At 25.3% G+C, this 16,857-nt stretch carries 17 protein-coding genes; 2 read left to right on the top strand and 15 right to left on the bottom strand.

Annotated elements, in window-relative coordinates:
* The first annotated feature begins 185 nt into the window (after positions 1 to 185).
* Entirely contained in the window at positions 186 to 1,376 is a 1,191-nt protein-coding gene (locus AC4FQW_RS07265; protein WP_491148179.1) for a CapA family protein, read from the top strand.
* A gap of 88 nt (positions 1,377 to 1,464) precedes the next feature.
* Here the strand turns inward: AC4FQW_RS07265 and AC4FQW_RS07270 are convergent, their stop codons facing one another.
* The 11 genes from AC4FQW_RS07270 to speD all read right to left on the bottom strand — a co-directional run bounded on the left by AC4FQW_RS07270 (position 1,465) and on the right by speD (position 13,316).
* Positions 1,465 to 1,620, bottom strand: a complete 156-nt coding sequence (locus AC4FQW_RS07270) for a zinc-ribbon domain-containing protein (RefSeq protein ID WP_303129965.1) — start codon at positions 1,618 to 1,620, stop codon at positions 1,465 to 1,467.
* A 269-nt stretch (positions 1,621 to 1,889) separates the two neighbouring features.
* Positions 1,890 to 2,432, bottom strand: coding sequence for an NADH peroxidase (locus AC4FQW_RS07275; RefSeq protein ID WP_491148181.1), 543 nt, complete (start codon positions 2,430 to 2,432; stop codon positions 1,890 to 1,892).
* Between the two features lie 296 nt (positions 2,433 to 2,728).
* A complete protein-coding gene (locus AC4FQW_RS07280) occupies positions 2,729 to 3,091 on the bottom strand; it encodes a YccF domain-containing protein (RefSeq protein ID WP_491148182.1) in 363 nt (120 codons plus the stop codon).
* A 207-nt stretch (positions 3,092 to 3,298) separates the two neighbouring features.
* The gene (locus AC4FQW_RS07285; protein WP_491148183.1) at positions 3,299 to 4,222 is read right to left on the bottom strand and encodes a helix-turn-helix transcriptional regulator; all 924 of its coding nucleotides are present in this window, start codon (positions 4,220 to 4,222) and stop codon (positions 3,299 to 3,301) included.
* Between the two features lie 788 nt (positions 4,223 to 5,010).
* A complete protein-coding gene (locus tag AC4FQW_RS07290; RefSeq protein WP_303129971.1) occupies positions 5,011 to 5,232 on the bottom strand; it encodes a hypothetical protein in 222 nt (73 codons plus the stop codon).
* 269 nt (positions 5,233 to 5,501) lie between these two features.
* Positions 5,502 to 5,717 carry a hypothetical protein gene (locus AC4FQW_RS07295; RefSeq protein ID WP_303129972.1) on the bottom strand — a complete coding sequence of 72 codons (216 nt, stop codon included), beginning with the start codon at positions 5,715 to 5,717 and terminating at the stop codon, positions 5,502 to 5,504.
* A gap of 204 nt (positions 5,718 to 5,921) precedes the next feature.
* Positions 5,922 to 9,116 (bottom strand): type I pullulanase, encoded by a 3,195-nt coding sequence (pulA, locus tag AC4FQW_RS07300; RefSeq protein ID WP_491148186.1) that lies wholly within the window; start codon positions 9,114 to 9,116, stop codon positions 5,922 to 5,924.
* 206 nt (positions 9,117 to 9,322) lie between these two features.
* Complete coding sequence (gene speB, locus AC4FQW_RS07305; protein ID WP_303129976.1) at positions 9,323 to 10,180, bottom strand: agmatinase; 858 nt, start codon at positions 10,178 to 10,180, stop codon at positions 9,323 to 9,325.
* Entirely contained in the window at positions 10,167 to 11,021 is an 855-nt protein-coding gene (gene speE / locus AC4FQW_RS07310; RefSeq protein ID WP_491148188.1) for a polyamine aminopropyltransferase, read from the bottom strand. Before speE ends, speB begins: the two co-directional genes overlap by 14 nt.
* A 15-nt stretch (positions 11,022 to 11,036) precedes the next feature.
* A complete protein-coding gene (locus AC4FQW_RS07315; protein ID WP_303129980.1) occupies positions 11,037 to 12,491 on the bottom strand; it encodes an aminotransferase class I/II-fold pyridoxal phosphate-dependent enzyme in 1,455 nt (484 codons plus the stop codon).
* Between the two features lie 18 nt (positions 12,492 to 12,509).
* Positions 12,510 to 13,316 carry an adenosylmethionine decarboxylase gene (gene speD, locus AC4FQW_RS07320; protein ID WP_303129983.1) on the bottom strand — a complete coding sequence of 269 codons (807 nt, stop codon included), beginning with the start codon at positions 13,314 to 13,316 and terminating at the stop codon, positions 12,510 to 12,512.
* Between the two features lie 526 nt (positions 13,317 to 13,842).
* On the opposite strand from speD, the gene AC4FQW_RS07325 reads away from it, so the two are divergent.
* Positions 13,843 to 14,757 carry a deoxyribonuclease IV gene (locus AC4FQW_RS07325; protein ID WP_491148191.1) on the top strand — a complete coding sequence of 305 codons (915 nt, stop codon included), beginning with the start codon at positions 13,843 to 13,845 and terminating at the stop codon, positions 14,755 to 14,757.
* Positions 14,758 to 14,805: 48 nt separating this feature from the next.
* Here the strand turns inward: AC4FQW_RS07325 and AC4FQW_RS07330 are convergent, their stop codons facing one another.
* The 4 genes from AC4FQW_RS07330 to AC4FQW_RS07345 form a co-directional block, all read right to left on the bottom strand.
* Entirely contained in the window at positions 14,806 to 15,000 is a 195-nt protein-coding gene (locus AC4FQW_RS07330; protein WP_303129985.1) for a helix-turn-helix transcriptional regulator, read from the bottom strand.
* Positions 15,001 to 15,216 carry a hypothetical protein gene (locus tag AC4FQW_RS07335; RefSeq protein ID WP_303129986.1) on the bottom strand — a complete coding sequence of 72 codons (216 nt, stop codon included), beginning with the start codon at positions 15,214 to 15,216 and terminating at the stop codon, positions 15,001 to 15,003.
* A gap of 146 nt (positions 15,217 to 15,362) precedes the next feature.
* Positions 15,363 to 16,457, bottom strand: coding sequence for a DUF1648 domain-containing protein (locus AC4FQW_RS07340; protein ID WP_491148192.1), 1,095 nt, complete (start codon positions 16,455 to 16,457; stop codon positions 15,363 to 15,365).
* 12 nt (positions 16,458 to 16,469) lie between these two features.
* Positions 16,470 to 16,841: a GntR family transcriptional regulator gene (locus AC4FQW_RS07345; RefSeq protein ID WP_303129990.1), complete on the bottom strand. Its 372-nt coding sequence runs from the start codon at positions 16,839 to 16,841 to the stop codon at positions 16,470 to 16,472.
* Positions 16,842 to 16,857: the final 16 nt, after the last annotated feature.

Below are 16,857 nucleotides of genomic sequence, written 5' to 3' on the forward strand. Positions count from 1 at the left end.
TCTTAATTCGTTTTTGTTTTTCCTGATTACATTTATTATTATATAATAATAATTATCCGTTGTAAACATCTTTTTTAAAATTTTTCTATAAAATTTTATTTTCTCTCACTTTTTTTACAAAAACCTTACTTTTTTACATATTTTATAATATTATATTTATATATGGTATTTAATAGGAGGTATTTATGAAAAGGAAAACTTATAATAAAGCTTATCTAAAAAATAAAAAAAGAAAACTTAGAAGGAATCGTATAATTAGAAACAGAATAATATTCTCTATCATATTAATTTTACTTATAATATCTATATCTTATATATCAAATAAAATTATTAATAAAAGCACTGATAATAAAGATGTAACAACTATTTCTAATGATAAATCTAAAAATAATGAATCTATTGCTAAAGAACCTGAAAAAAAAGATGTTTTAATATCTTTTGCCGGTGATTGTACTTTAGGAACAGATACAACCTTTGATCAATCAACAAGTTTACCAACAACTGTAAAAGCAAATGGCAATGATTATTCTTACATATTTAAAAATGTTAAACCTATATTTAGTAAAGATGATTATACTCTTGTTAACTTAGAAACTACATTTACTAATTCTACTGAGAAAGTTGATAAAGGAGCATCTGTTCAATTTCATTTTAAAGGTCCTAAGGAATACAGCAATATATTAATAGAAGGTTCTATTGAAGGAGTTACAGTTGCAAATAATCACATATACGATTACGGACAAAAAGGCTTTAATGATACTATTAATGCTTTAAAAGAAAAAAAAATTGATATAACTGGTGAGGGGCACATAATAAAAAAGACTATAAAGGGAATTAAATTTGGATTTTTAGGATATCAATCATGGGATAATAGTGAAAATACTAAAGCAAAAATTAAAAAGGATATTGATGATTTAAAAGCTTTAGGAACTCAAATTATAATTCCATATTTTCATTGGGGAATAGAGAGAGAAAATAAACCTACTAATTATCAAGTTGATTTAGCTCATTTTTCAATAGATAATGGAGCTACTATGGTTCTAGGTTCTCATCCTCACGTAATACAAGGACTTGAAAATTATAAGGGTAAGCTTATTGCTTATTCACTTGCAAACTTTGCGTTTGGAGGAAATTCTAATCCTCAAGATAAGAAAACATTTATATTACAAGGAAAATTTAATTTTAGTGATAATAGCTTAAGTGATATTGAATTTAAAGTTTTACCTGCTACAATATCATCTATTTCAAGCAGAAATGATTATGTTCCTACTTTAGCTAAAGGAGAAAGTGGAAAATCTATTTTAAAATTTATAAATAGTTTATCTCCTACTTTAGATGGAAAAATTTCTGAAAATTATTTTAAACTTTCTAATTAAATAAGTGTAGCAATTAATTGCTACACTTATAAATAAAAAATAAAATCCTAAAGGTTAAAACCTTTAGGATTTCTTAAACAGATTAAAACTATCTGTTGTTATTTCTTTGGTTTTTCTTAGCGATTCTGCATTCTTTACATCTTACTGGATCGTTATCGAATCCTTTTTCTTTGTAAAATGCTTGTTCTCCTTCAGTGAAGATGAATTCTTTACCGCAATCTTTACATACTATTGTTTTATCCATTCTAAATTCCTCCTAGTTAAAGACCCTACTTAATTATAAATTCTCTAAAAAGGAGAAAATTATAACCTAATTAAACATCTTTAATAACTTAAATTTTGTATTTCTACTTTAAATATTATATCATAATTAAATATAATAAACAAGTTTTTTACAAAAAATAATTAATATTTTAAATTTTTAAAATATTCAAAAAATAAATATAATTTTATAAATAAAAATAGCAGACACTAAAATATTTAGCATCTGCTATTTTTTAGTATAAATTTATATTAACCAAAATATCTATCTAATACACCCTTGAATGCTTGACCATGTCTTGCTTCATCTTTACACATTTCGTGTACTGTGTCATGGATTGCATCTAAGTTTAATTGTTTAGCTAAAGTTGCTAATTCTTTCTTTCCTTGACATGCTCCAAATTCTGCATCTACTCTTGCTTGTAAGTTTTTCTTTGTATCTGCTTCTAATACTTCACCTAAAAGCTCAGCGAATTTTGCAGCGTGTTCTGCTTCTTCAAATGCAGCTCTCTTATATATTTCTGCAACTTCTGGGTATCCTTCTCTGTCAGCTTGTCTTGACATTGCTAAGTACATTCCTACTTCTGTACATTCTCCAGTAAAGTTTGCTCTTAATCCTTCTACGATTCTTTCGTCTACTCCCTTAGCTACTCCGATTCTATGTTCATCAGCCCAAGCCATATCTCCTTCTTGAACTTTGAATTTATCAGCACCTGCTCCACATACTGGACATTTTTCTGGTGCAGTTTCTCCTTCATAAACATATCCACAGATTGTACATACAAATTTTTTCATAATTAACTCCTCCTCATATTCAAACCCACTTTTATATACATTATAACTTAATGTATTTATTTCAATAAATTATAATCTACATATTTGGATTAAGAAAATTTAATTTCTTACTATGAACTTATTATATAATAATAATTATTAGTTGTAAATAACTTTTTCTTAATCCTTTGTTAATTTAATTTTAAATTAAGGTATATTATTTTACATTTTTGAATAAAATACGTTAAATAATTCCTTAATGTTAATTATAACTAAAATCCCCTCTAAATTCTACTATTTAATTTACATTTCATACATTATCTAACCTCTTTCCCAAAAGGCATAAGTGAAAGCTTAGCAATTTTTAAGCTTTGTGCTGCAAATGGTATACCTATTATTGTTATACATAAAAGTATTGCACTTAATATATTTGCTAAACACATTGCTAATCCACCAAATATTATCCATAGTATATTCATTACAAGGCTAACTCCACTATCATTTACTGTAACTACATCTCTTCCAAAAGGTGCTAATTGTAACTTTGCCATTTTAAAACATTGTAAACCAACTGGAATTCCAATTATTGTTAGGCACCATAATGCCCCTATAAATAACCACCCTATTGAATTAAAAAAACCTCCAAATATTATCCATATAATATTTCCAAGACAACTCATTTTATCAACCCCTTACTTAAAATTAATAAATAAATTACTTAATAAAAATTATATTTATAAAAAAATATATATTATTACTAAATTATCTTATTATATATTATTTTTAAATTACTATAAAGTTTATAAAATAAAAAATAAACTCAAGAAAATTCTTAAGTTTATTTTTAACTATTTTTAAAATGTTACATCATAATTATTCTATATTATTTAATTATATAATTTGATTATTTTTTTGCATTCTTCCATTACAGCATCTTTTATTTCCTTCGGTTCTAAAACTTCACAGGAAGAACCCATTTCTAATATCCATTTAACTATATCTGGTTTTCCTTCTATAAGTCCATTATATATAATATATCCTTCTTCTTTATAATCCTCAAACTGATCTTTTTCTACCCATATATGTTCCTTAAAACACTTTGCGTAAGGATAATGTATTTTTAACTTAATATCATATTTATTAGTATCACTATATATACCAATCCTTCTTTTTAAATATGATTTAACATCAAAGTCATCATCTTTAAAATCTTCATCTAACTCCTCAAGATTTAGTATTCTTACTAATTTAAAATTTCTAACTTCATTTCTATATTCACAAAAAGCTACTATATAACTTGCTCCTTCGTATATATAGATTCCATAAGGATGTATTACTCTAATCATTTCTTCATCATTCATATTAGAATATCTTATTTTAATCTTTTTCTTATTAGATATTGAATTATTAACTATTTTCCATTTATCTTTTAAATTTATATTATATCTATTTATTCTCTTATGTTGGGCTACTGCACAATTATTGCAAAATTTATCATTATCTTTACCATAATCCGCTAATATCTTTAATATTCCTGAATTAAAATCTTCTTTTAAAGGAAAAGTTCCTCTTTCTAAATAATTAATACCAAGTTTAAGTGCTATTGCTTCATCTTCACTTAATCCAACAGCTATTAAACTTGACTCCTTATCTATACTATAACCTCCATACCTTCCTCGCTCTTCCTTTATATTAATTCCTGCCATACAAAGAGCTTCTTTATATCTACTAATTTGCCTAACATCAACTTCTAGCTTATTTGCAAGTTCTCTTCTTGACATTTTCTTTCTAGTCTTAAGGAGTACTAACATATTTAAAGCATTATTTATCTTTCCTATAATCCCTCACCTGCTATACTACTAAATTACCCATCTCATAATTCAAAAAAAATGAGATTTCACCCCCTAGTAAAATCTCATAATCAATATAATTCCTTTTATTGCCGTTCAATTGTAGTTAAAAGATTAATTTACCTTATATAAAATAATTTGAGAAAACTTATTTAATATTGTAATCAGGAATTATTATTATAATAATATAATACAATTTAATGGTGACGTATAAATGTAACATTTTATTTTTTTATTAAATTTTAAATTACATGATAATTTTATCATAAAACCATATTTTTTTACATATATTTACCTTCTTAAATGAGTATTTATTAACTTTAATAAAATTTTGTCTTTTATACAAGTTTTAATTACTTAAATTAAAAAATTTATAGTATAATTAAATTATAAAATAGCTCTAATTTGAAAGGAGTTGATATTTTATGATGCTTAATTCTAAATCAACCGTAAAATTCTTTTCACTTCTTAGTATGATTTTTATAATTACAACCTTATTAATTGAAAAAATCCAACTTATTGACATTCCTGTACATTCAACTTTTATTTTATTAATTTTACTTATTTTATTAATGATTATTATTATAAAAAATTCATAATAAAATAAACAAAAGTAGAGTTATTTTATTAACTCTACTTTTATTTATAGAAAAACTATAAAATTAAAAATTTTAATTGTTGTATACTTTCTATAATACATTCATTATTTTTAATTCAAATAAAAGCATTATTCAAAATATTTCTTTTTATTATTTACTTTCCATATCACTTTTTAATTCTTTAGCAAATTCTTTTTGTAAAGCTTCTTCTTCTTTTTCTTCTTTATCAAGCTCTTCTGTTATAGCTTTTCCTAATTTATTAGCTTCTTTTTGGTCTTCTTTATATTCTTTTGTATTTTCTTCTGCTACTTTAAGATCTTCTTCTGCTTTTTTTATTATTTTTTCTCTTAATTCTTCTACTTTTTTGCTCATTTTAAAACCTCCTAAAAAATCAAAAATGATTTTCTTTAATTAATCTTTATAATTGATTGTACTTACGGTTTAATTATAGCAATTAAATTTTATAATTATATATTTTTGAATTAAGTTTAATAATAAATAATATGATTATTTACAAATAGAAATTTTTATTCATTTATATATAATTTCTATATTTTTTAAACAAATTTTAAATAAGGAGATATAATATTAGAATTGTCTAATTTTATATCTCCTTACATTTAATATAGCTTAGAAATTAATTAAATTACTAATTTATTTATAGATGAAGAACTTTTTTCTTTGTTAATTTCGTCTATAACATCTTGCCTTACTTTATTGCGTTTACTATAATCCTCTTTTATTATTCCAGCCTCATTCTCAACATCAATTTCTTTTCTTGAAGCACATGCTGATACTATAGCTATAGTTGCTAATACCATAACCACTCCTATCACTACATACTTACTTTTTTTCATTTGTAATTCCTCCAAAATACTTTTATAAAATTTGTATCATTATAGTAATAATTAGCTATTAACATTTCTACTTTTTGTAAATCTTATATTAATTTTCTTTAATTTTATTTTATCATTTTATATATTCTGTGTCTTAATATATAAAAATATTAAAATTTTGTTTACATTTTAGTTTTTAAAAATTATATAGTATTTTAGTATTATTTATTTACAAATTATCATCATAGAATGAGCTTTAAGTCCTGGTATATAACCATTTTTAGCTACCCCTATTGGCTCTGTTGACACTATTTTCTCATCTGCTATTATATACCAATCCCTATTATCAATTATAGGAATAGATCTATTAACATCATAATTATCAATTGATGAACTATTATATATAATAACAAAATCCTTATACTTACTATTATTAGCTTTAAAATGAGCTATTATTACTCCTGTTGTATCATTATTATCTTGGAAATATATATTTAAATTTTCTCTAATTTCATCTTGAGTTTTCATTTTAAATATATTAAAGTTTCTTCTTAACTTTATAAGTCCTTTATAATAATTAAATACTTCTATAAACTTTTCTTTTTCTGCCCAATTTATTGCATTTATTTTATCAGAGCTTTTATAGCTATTATAATCACCCTCTTTAGTTCTTAAAAATTCAGCTCCACTTTGAATAAATGGTATTCCTTGTGCTGTAAATATTAAACTTGCACCTAAAATATTTTCTTTCACATAATAATTTTTTAATATTTCACTTCCAGAAAGTTCTTTAATAGAATCTCTATAATGCTTGTTTTGTACACTATAATTATCAGTCTTAACTATTTGGTCCCATATTGTATAGTTATCATGTGAAGCTAAATAATTTATACTTTCTATTGGATTATAAGTTATTGTATTAATTGAACCTTTTAAACCCTCAATTACCTTCCAAGCCTTTTCTTTATTATGCTGATCTCCATTTATAAAACCTCTTGATGGTGAATTATCCCCTCTAAGGGCATCTCTAAAATCATCATTAAAAATTGAAAAACCAAGCCCCTTTTGACTTCCTTTATAAGTTCCATTTCTAACTTCTGAATTACCACCTTTCCATGGCTCCCCATAAATTAATATATTTTCATTAATTTCTTTAACTTTCATAACTATTTCTTTCATAGTTTCTAAATCTATAAGTTCCATAAGGTCAAACCTTAATCCATCAATGTGAAAATCTCTTATTAAATGTAAAATAGAATCTATTATAAACTTTCTAATCATTGGTCTTTCTGTTGCTATTTCATTTCCACATCCAGACCCATTAGTATAATTTCCATAAATATCACTTCTAAAATAATACCCTGGAACTATATTGTCCATATTTTTTGTGTCATACATATGATTGTATACAACATCCATTACTATCATTAATCCATTTTCATGAAATGTCTTAATCATCTCTCTAAATTCTTTTATTCTTACATAAGGATCCCTTGGATTTGTTGAGTAACTTCCTTCTATTGCATTAAAATTTTGTGGGTCATATCCCCAATTTCTATTTTCTTCACTTTCCATACTTTCATCTACTGTTTTAAAATCAAATACTGGAAGTAAGTGTATATGCGTTACTCCTAACTCTTTTAAATGATCTAATCCTGTTTTTACAGTTTTACCTGTATATTTATTTGTAAATACTGTTCCTTCTTGAGCTGCCCCTAAAAACTTTCCTCTTAACTCCTTAGAAACTCCTGATGTTTCACTTATTGTAAAATCTCTTATATGCATTTCATATATTATTGAATCTTCTATACTTTTGATTTTAGGTTTAATATAAGAATTCCATTTATAAGGAACAGCTCTTTCATTAGTTAAACTAATTAAAGCTCCCTTTTTACCGTTTAAACCTACGGCTTCAACATAAGGGTCAACTGCATATGTTATTTTAGTATAAACTTTATTTTTTTCATCAATTTCATTAAAGTATAATCTATATAAATAATATTTTTCTTCATTTGTATTTCTAAATATTTCACATTTAAATGTGCCATTTTCTTTATTTTTCATCATTTCATATGATTCTAAAAAATCCTCATTTAAATCTTCATTATTTTTATAAATTAAAACCTCAACTTTTTTAGCTGTTGGTGCCCAAAGCTTTAACCTTATTGTATTTTCTTTAAAAGTTACCCCCAAGTCATTACCACCATAATAAAAGTTTTCTAAGTAATCTCTTATCATAACTTTGCATGACGAAAACATACTTGATGCTCTTATTTCCAAAAGACTTGATGGTTCTATATTGTCTGGAAAATTTATAATTAAAACTTCTCTTTGTTTTTCCTTAACTATTGTTGATATATTATCTACTTTTATTCCATTTATATATAAGAAATATTTTATTCCTATAATAGGCTCATGTGATAAAAATACTCTTATTTTATTTTTATTGTCCATTATAGCTTTTTCTATTTTAGGAGCAGTAAGCTTTATTGCTTCTTTTAATGATGTAGTAATTTTATTATTTTCATATATTAAATAAATATTTTTTTCATCTTTATTTAAATTAAATGTATTAGTCTGTTCACTCCAATCATTTACCCACCCATTACCCCATATTCTTTTTCTCAATATAAACTTATCTTTCCTTAAAAACTCCCCTATACCAAGGTCAGTCTTAAAATTAAGAGAAACTTCTTCACCATGTTTATTATCATCAAAACTCCATATATTCCAACTAAAATTGTCACCAAAATACAATCCATTTCCTTTTATAAATTGAAAAAATGATCCTTTTTCTTTATATTTTCTAACTATTATAGTTTTTTTAGCCCATCTTTTTGTTTCTTCATCTATGGCTACTATTATAATTTCTGTTCCTTCTTTTACTTCTTCTGAGACCTTCAAAATATTTTCTTCTATATGTACTCCTTCAACTTTACTTTCTAAATAAAAAATTGAATCTTCAATAGGTATATTTCCATATAATGATTTTTTAACTAAAACAAGTTCTGTTGGATAATATTCTGAAACAAAGTTTGCTGAAGATTTAATTTCTATAACTTCATTAAACCCTTTCCAGTTAAATGAAAATTCCTCTATATTTTGATTCCAGTTATTTATATAAACTTCATTTCCTTCAGAATCTATTATTAAGTATCCATACTTATATTCGCCATTCCTTAATCCTTCTGAGAAAGTAATATCTCTAATCATTTTCACATTTCCATCTGAAGTATCTAAATTCCATTTAAGTTTAAAATCGTCTTTTTTCTTCCAATCATTAAAGTCTCCAAGTACAAAAGCATCTACCGCACCTTTATAATCAATTGAAAATCTAATAGTATTAGTAAGTGGACTTAATTCTAATTCATATCTTGATCCATTATAATCTACTACTTTCCTTTTTAATGAATTGAACATATAAAACCTACACCTCTATTTTTAATTTCAATATTATTAATTATTTTATAAACTATATTTTGATTCATATATATGCTAAATTTAACTATACTATTTCATTATGGACATATAATAATATTTTTATCATAAATTTATATATAACATATAAAAAGAAAAAAACTCTAACCAGTATAAACTAATTAGAGTTTTTTATTTATATAAACCTTCTATTTATTATTTGTTATAAGAATCATCTCTCTTAAAATTTTACAAGCCACAGCTGTAGATACACCTGTACTATCATATTGTGGAGATAATTCATTTATATCAAATCCTACAATATTTAATCCTTTAAGCTTTAATATTGAATTTAATAACTCTTTAAATTCAACTCCACCAGGTTCTGGAGTACCTGTTCCTGGAAATACTGATGGATCTAAAACATCTAAATCTATAGTTATATATACTGGAAAATTCTTAACTTTATCTATAGCAAATTCTAAATTATCTAAATTAAATTTATTTGTATATACATGTTGTTTTCCCCAATTAAATTCTTCTTTTGATCCTGAACGTATTCCAAATTGAAATATTTTATCATCCCCAACTAAATCCCAAACTCTATGAAGTACTGTTGCATGAGATAACTTTTCCCCTAAATACTCTTCTCTTAAATCTGCATGAGCATCAAAATGTATAACATGAACATTTGGATACTTTTTAAAAACAGCTCTAAAGTTTCCTAATGTTACTAAATGTTCTCCACCTATCATAGCAGGTATTTTATCATCTAATACTACTTTAGCTGAAAATTTTTCTATTTCTTTAAGTGCCATTTCACTGTTTCCAAAAGGTAATTCTAAATCTCCACCATCAAATACTTTCATATCATAAAGGTCAATATCTTGATAAGGGCTATAACTTTCAAGTCCCCAAGAATCTATTCTCATAGTTTGACTTGCAAATCTTGTACCTGGTCTAAATGATGTTGTTGAATCAAAAGGAGCTCCAAAAACTACAACTTTTGCTTCATCATATTCTGATTCACACCCTATAAATGTTGAAATATTTTTATTCATTTGCATTTTCTAAAGCTTCCTTTACATAGTTTGGAAGAGCAAATGATCCTCTATGAAGTTCTGTGTTGTAATATTTAGTTTTTATATTAAGCTCATTCCATTTATCTATTGATTCATTATTTACAGGATCGTATTTTTTTGATGCAAATCCAAATAACCAATGCCCTGATGGATATGTTGGTATATGCGCTTGATAAACTTTGCAAATTGGGAAACATTCTTTTATTCTCTTATGAGCTCTTTTCATATTATTTTCATAAGCCTTATAATATGGGCTTTCATGTTGATTTACAAGTATCCCATCCTCTTTAAGTGCATTGAAACAATTTCCATAAAACTCTCTTGTAAATAATCCTTCTCCTGGTCCAAATGGATCTGTTGAATCAACAATTATAAGATCATACTTATCTTGAACACCTCTTACAAACTTTAGTCCATCTTCATAATATATATTTACTCTTTCATCATCTAATTTACTAGCTGTTTGATGTAAATATTTTTTACATACATCAACAACTAACTTATCTATTTCAACCATATCTATTTTTTCTATTGTTTTATACCTAGTAAGTTCTCTTACAGTGCCACCATCTCCAGCACCAATTACTAATACATTTTTTATATTAGGATTTGTTGCCATTGGAACATGAACTATCATATCATGATAAATGAATTCATCTTTCTCTGTAACCATCATAAGACCATCCAATGTAAAAAATGTTCCAAATTCTTCTGATTTAAAAACATCTATTCTTTGAAAATCACTTTCTCCTTTATATAATTGTTCTTCAACCTTTATTGAAAATCTAACTTTATCTGTATGTTCTTCTGTATACCATAATTCCATCTTTAAAATACCTCCCTATAATTTTAATACTTTTATATTTTCTATTTTCATGTCCTCAGTTCCAGTTACTAAACATCCCTTTTCCTTTGAGTAAACTATACAGTCTATTGCTTCTTTTGTTACAAGTTCTCCTGGTGCTAAAATTGGAATTCCAGGTGGATAACACATAATAAACTCACCAGATACTTCCCCTTCACACTCAGTAATTTTCTTACTTACCTTTTCTGCATAAAAAGCTTCTTTTGGAGTAACCTTAATTATTGGGTTTATATATTCATGGTCAAATGCTAATAATTCTTTTTTTGCATATCTTCTTTTTATCTCACTTAAAGCTGATACTAATCTTTCTATATTGTATTTTGTATCACCAACTGATATTATTGCAAGAATATTTCCTATATCACCAAGCTCTATTTGAATACCATATTCATCTCTTAATATGTCATAAACTTCTATACCTGCAAGACCTATTCCTAAAGTATTTATAGTAAGCTTTGTTACATCAAAATCATAAATACTATTGCCATTTACTATTTCTCTTGAAAAAGCATAATATCCACCAATTTTATTTATTTCATTTCTTGCATATTCCGAAAGTTCTACTACCTCTTTAAATATTTTCTTACCATTTAAAGCAAGATTTCTCCTTGCCAAATCTAATGAAGATAATAAAAGATATGACGCACTTGTTGTTTGTGTTAAATTTATAATTGTTCTAACATAATCAGGACTTATTCTATCACTCTTCATAACAAGCATTGAACTTTGTGTAAGTGACCCTCCTGTTTTATGTATACTTATAGCAGCCATATCTGCTCCAGCTTCCATAGCTGAAACTGGAAGATTTTCTCCAAAATAAAGATGTGTTCCATGAGCTTCATCTACAAGAACGTACATATTATTTTCATGAGCTAATTTAACAATTTCTTTAAGTGGTGAACAAATTCCATAATAAGTTGGATTGTTTACAAAAATCGCTTTTGCATCTTTATTTTCTAATATTGCCTTTTCAACATCCTCAATTGCCATTCCTAATGATATACCTATATCATTATGTATTCCTGGATTTATATAAACAGGTTTTATTCCAGAAACAATTAATGAATTAATAGCAGATTTATGAACATTTCTTGGCATTATAATTTTATCTCCATCTTTACAAACACTCATTATCATTGCTTGTACAGCTGATGTTGTACCGTTTATCATAAAAAATGCATTATCTGCATTAAAAGCTTCTGCTGCAAGTGCTTCAGCTTCTTTAATTACAGAAACAGGATGCATAAGGTTATCTAAAGGTTTCATAGAATTTACATCTACTGCTAAACAATCTTCACCAAGAAACTCTTTTAGCTCTTCATTTCCCCTTCCTTGCTTATGTCCTGGAACATCAAAAGGAACTATTCTTTGATTTTTATACCACTTTAAAGCCTCATATATAGGTGCACAAAACTGTGATAAATTTTTCAATCCATTAACCCACCTTTCCTAATAAATATTCATACCACCATATATTTCTATCATTTCTCTTGTAAGTCTATCTCTAATATCGCGTCTCTCATCTGGTGATAATTCGTAAGGATCTTTTTTAAACATATAATTATCAAGTTTTATATCTCTAACCATCATCTTTGTATGAAATATATTAGATTGATATATGTTAGTATCTATAGCATCATATCTCTTTAATGTATCTTTATCTATAAAATCTTGTATTGTTCTTATTTCATGGTCTAAGTAGTGCTTACGTCCATTTACATCTCTTGTAAAGCCTCTAACTCTATAATCCATTGTTATTACATCGGAATCAAAACTATTAATCAAATAATTTAATGCATTTAATGGAGATATTTTTCCACAAGTTGATACATCTATATCAACCCTAAATGAACTTATATCATTATTTGGATGAAATTCTGGGTATGTATGGACAGTTAGATGACTTTTATCTAGATGTCCTACAATACTATCTCTTAAATCTACATATGAAAGTTCGCCCTTATTACAAGATGGATCCACATTAGCTATTGGAAGTGCTTCCTCTGTTATTAATATGTTTACACTAGCTCCTTGTGGTTCATAATCTTGTCTTGAAACATTAAGTACATGTGCTCCTATTATTTCTGTAACATCAAAAAGTATTTTTGTTAATCTCTCTGAGTTGTACTGTTCATCTATATATTTTATATAATCTTCTTTCTCTTTTTCTGTTTTTGCATAGCAAACATCATAAATATTAAAACTTAAAGTTTTAGTTAAATTATTAAAACCATAAAGCTTAATTTTTTCAGTCATTTTGAATATCATCCCCTATCTTATTTGTTATTATTTTAAATCCCGGAATTAATTTCAATTAATTATATAGTACAAATTTACCATTTACCAACACTATTATTTTCCATTTTTGTATTTTTATTATATTTTTGTAAATAAAATAATTTTGTGTAATAAATACTAACTTTAAAATTTAGTATTACTAAACATAATATTATTATCTCAAGTACTTTAAAAGATTGATTTTACTTATTTTTATTCATATAGACCTAAAAAATAAAAATTTAATGAATTTTTTTGAAAATAATTGTTAACATTTTGTAAACTTTTTTATTTATTATTATTTTTTCTTAGTTTTGATTAATTTAATTTATATTTTTTATTATATTTTTTACTATAATTATTTAATAATATTTTAAAAATTTATAACTATTAATTATTTTTAAGTAATAATTTATATCACTTAAAAATTTATACTGTCATATTTCTATTAAAAATAGTAAAATATATTTATAAATTTAATTTTGGATTAAAGGGAGAAATTCATATGATAAAATTAGGATGCCACGTAGGAATGAGTGGAAAAGAAATGTTTTTAGGATCAGCTAAAGAAGCTGTTTCTTATGGAGCTAATACTTTTATGGTATATACTGGAGCTCCTCAAAATACTAGACGTAAAGACATTAGTGAACTTAGAATAGACGAAGGTTGGGCTTACATGAAGGAGCACGGAATAGATGATATAGTTATTCATGCACCTTATATAATAAATTTAGCTAATACTGTAAAACCAGAAACTTTTGAACTTGCAACTGAATTTTTAGCATTAGAACTGCAAAGAACTGAAGCTATGGGAAGTAAAACTTTAGTTCTTCATCCTGGTGCTCATGTTGGTGCTGGTGTTGATGCTGGAATTAATCAAATAATAAAAGGTCTTAATGAAGTATTAACTAAAGATACAAAATGTAATATAGCTCTTGAAACTATGGCTGGTAAAGGAACTGAAATTGGTAGAAACTTTGAGGAAATTGCAAGAATTTATGATGGTGTAACTCATAATGATAAACTTAGAGTTTGTTTTGATACTTGTCATACAAGTGATAGTGGTTATGATATTATTAATAACTTTGATGGAGTTATTAATGAATTTGATAAACTTATTGGAAAAAATCAAATTGCAGTATTTCATTTAAATGATAGTAAAAATATTCCTGGAGCTAAAAAGGACCGTCACGAGAATATTGGTATAGGTAATATAGGTTTTGATGCTTTAAGATATGTTGTATGGCATAAGGACTTTTTAGAAATTCCAAAAATACTTGAAACTCCTTATGTTACCATTCCTGGAGAAAGCAAAAAATCTGTTCCACCTTATAAATATGAAATTGAACTTCTTAGAAGAAATGAACCAGTTTCAATGACTAATGAAGAGTTTATAGAAAATGTTTTAAAAAACAGATAAAAAGTAGATGGTATTTACCTTCTACTTTTTATTTATTCAATACTATATTTAGTCATCAATAAAAAATAAATTTTCTACTGTTGTCCCTAAAAACTTAGCAAGCTTCATTGCTAACTCTAAAGTAGGATTATACTTATTATTTTCTATTGCATTTATTGTCTGTCTAGTTACATTCATATTAATTGCTAAATCTTCTTGTCTATATCCAAGTTCTTTTCTTAATTCTTTTATTCTATTTCTCATTTATTTTTGCATCCTTATTTTTAAAATAGTACTTGCTCCTAAGAATACAAGATTTTGTGTTATAAATAAAAAGAATTCTGCTCCCCATATACCATTTATTACATAATTATAAACTGACCATATAAATAAAAAAATAGCAGTATACGCCCATGCAACCTTTATACTCTTAAAAGATATTTGCATTTCCATTTCATCCATTTTTTTAAATCCTAACATTATATCTTCCTCCTCTAATGTAAAAACTTCTTTACATTTATTGTACACTTCCATTTTATTGATGTAAATACTTTTTTACATTTTAAAGCTGTAAAATTAAAAAGATAGTACAAATAAAGTCACTTATACTACCTCTTTATATTAATTTAAGTTTGAGTAAAAGTTATAACTAATGCTACAATTAAAACAACTATTATTCCAATATACATTGCCATTCCTGTTTTTGTTGCAGCATTTACTGTGTACCCCATACCAAATCTTTTTTCTACATTAACACGTGGATCATCTTTATTGTAATATATAATTCCAAACTTCCAATTATCATCATCGTCTTTTTGTACTACATTGTTATTCTCTATTTTATAATTATTTCTTACTTTGTAAGCTTTAATCATAAATATAAAAAGTACAGTAAACATAAATACTACAAGAATTAATATAAAACTAACTAAAAAACTGCTCATAGGTATAATTTGAAGTATTTGAAGATTTCCAACTGTTAATATAACCATAGTTAAAACTCCAGTAAAAATCATCATATTTGATAAAATTCTTCTATACTTTAAATTACCTTCTCTTGATTTCTCTGGATTTCTTGGATCTATTTTAAGTTTTTGTTTTTGGATTAAAAAATCTATAAATATAAATATTCCAAAAATAAATATCATTGATAATATTATTGAAAATACAGTAAAGAAGCTCTTTTCTGAATAACCAATAACATTTCCACTAAAATCAAAGTTTGTTGCTATTATATTTGGCATTGAATCATATTTTGATATTGCTAAGTAAAGATTAAATAAAATTAATGTTCCCATAGTAACTATATAAAAAATTAATGTTCTTAAATTATATTTAACCTCTTCAAGTTCATAAATAACAACTTGTTTTTTCCCTTTTAACCCTCCTAAATTTCTCTTTAGTCCTTTCATTTTTTCATTATAAAATCCAAAGGATATCATTAATGCAAATATAGTAAAAAATATTGAAACTACATTAAGAGCTATACTTGATTTTAAATAACTAAATATTATTAGTCCCTCTGCTATAATTGAAATTATAATATTAACCCATTTATATCTATTTACTAACTTTTTTACATCCTTATTATTTTTCATTTCTTCTGTTACTACACAACCTAAAAGTAATTGCTTCTTACCCTTTATAGGAAGTATTGTCATTGAATAAAATTCAATAAAAATTACTAAAGTCATAATAATTACATAACTAATATCAAACATATTTAACCCTCCCTAATACTCTTTTAAAATACCATCTAATAAATTTAATATCTCTTCCTTAGACAACCCTTTTGCAATGCCTTCTTGTGTTATTTCATTAAGCTTTAAATTATATTTTTCTTTAAATTCTATGTCATCTTTTGCTTTTTTAATATTAACTATTACACCTTTTCTTCTATCTACAGATACAAAACCTTCGTCTTTTAATAAGTTATATGCCTTATTTACTGTATGAAGATTAACTTCCACTCCAGAAGCTAACTCTCTTACAGATGGAAGTTTATCCCCTTCCTTTATTTGGCCTTTTGCTATTCCTTCAATTATTTTATTTCTTATCTGAAGATATATAGGAGTTTCGCTTTCAAATTCTAAAACTAAAAACATTTTTACCTCCTTTATT

The organism is Clostridium sp. TJA085, from assembly GCF_058310235.1.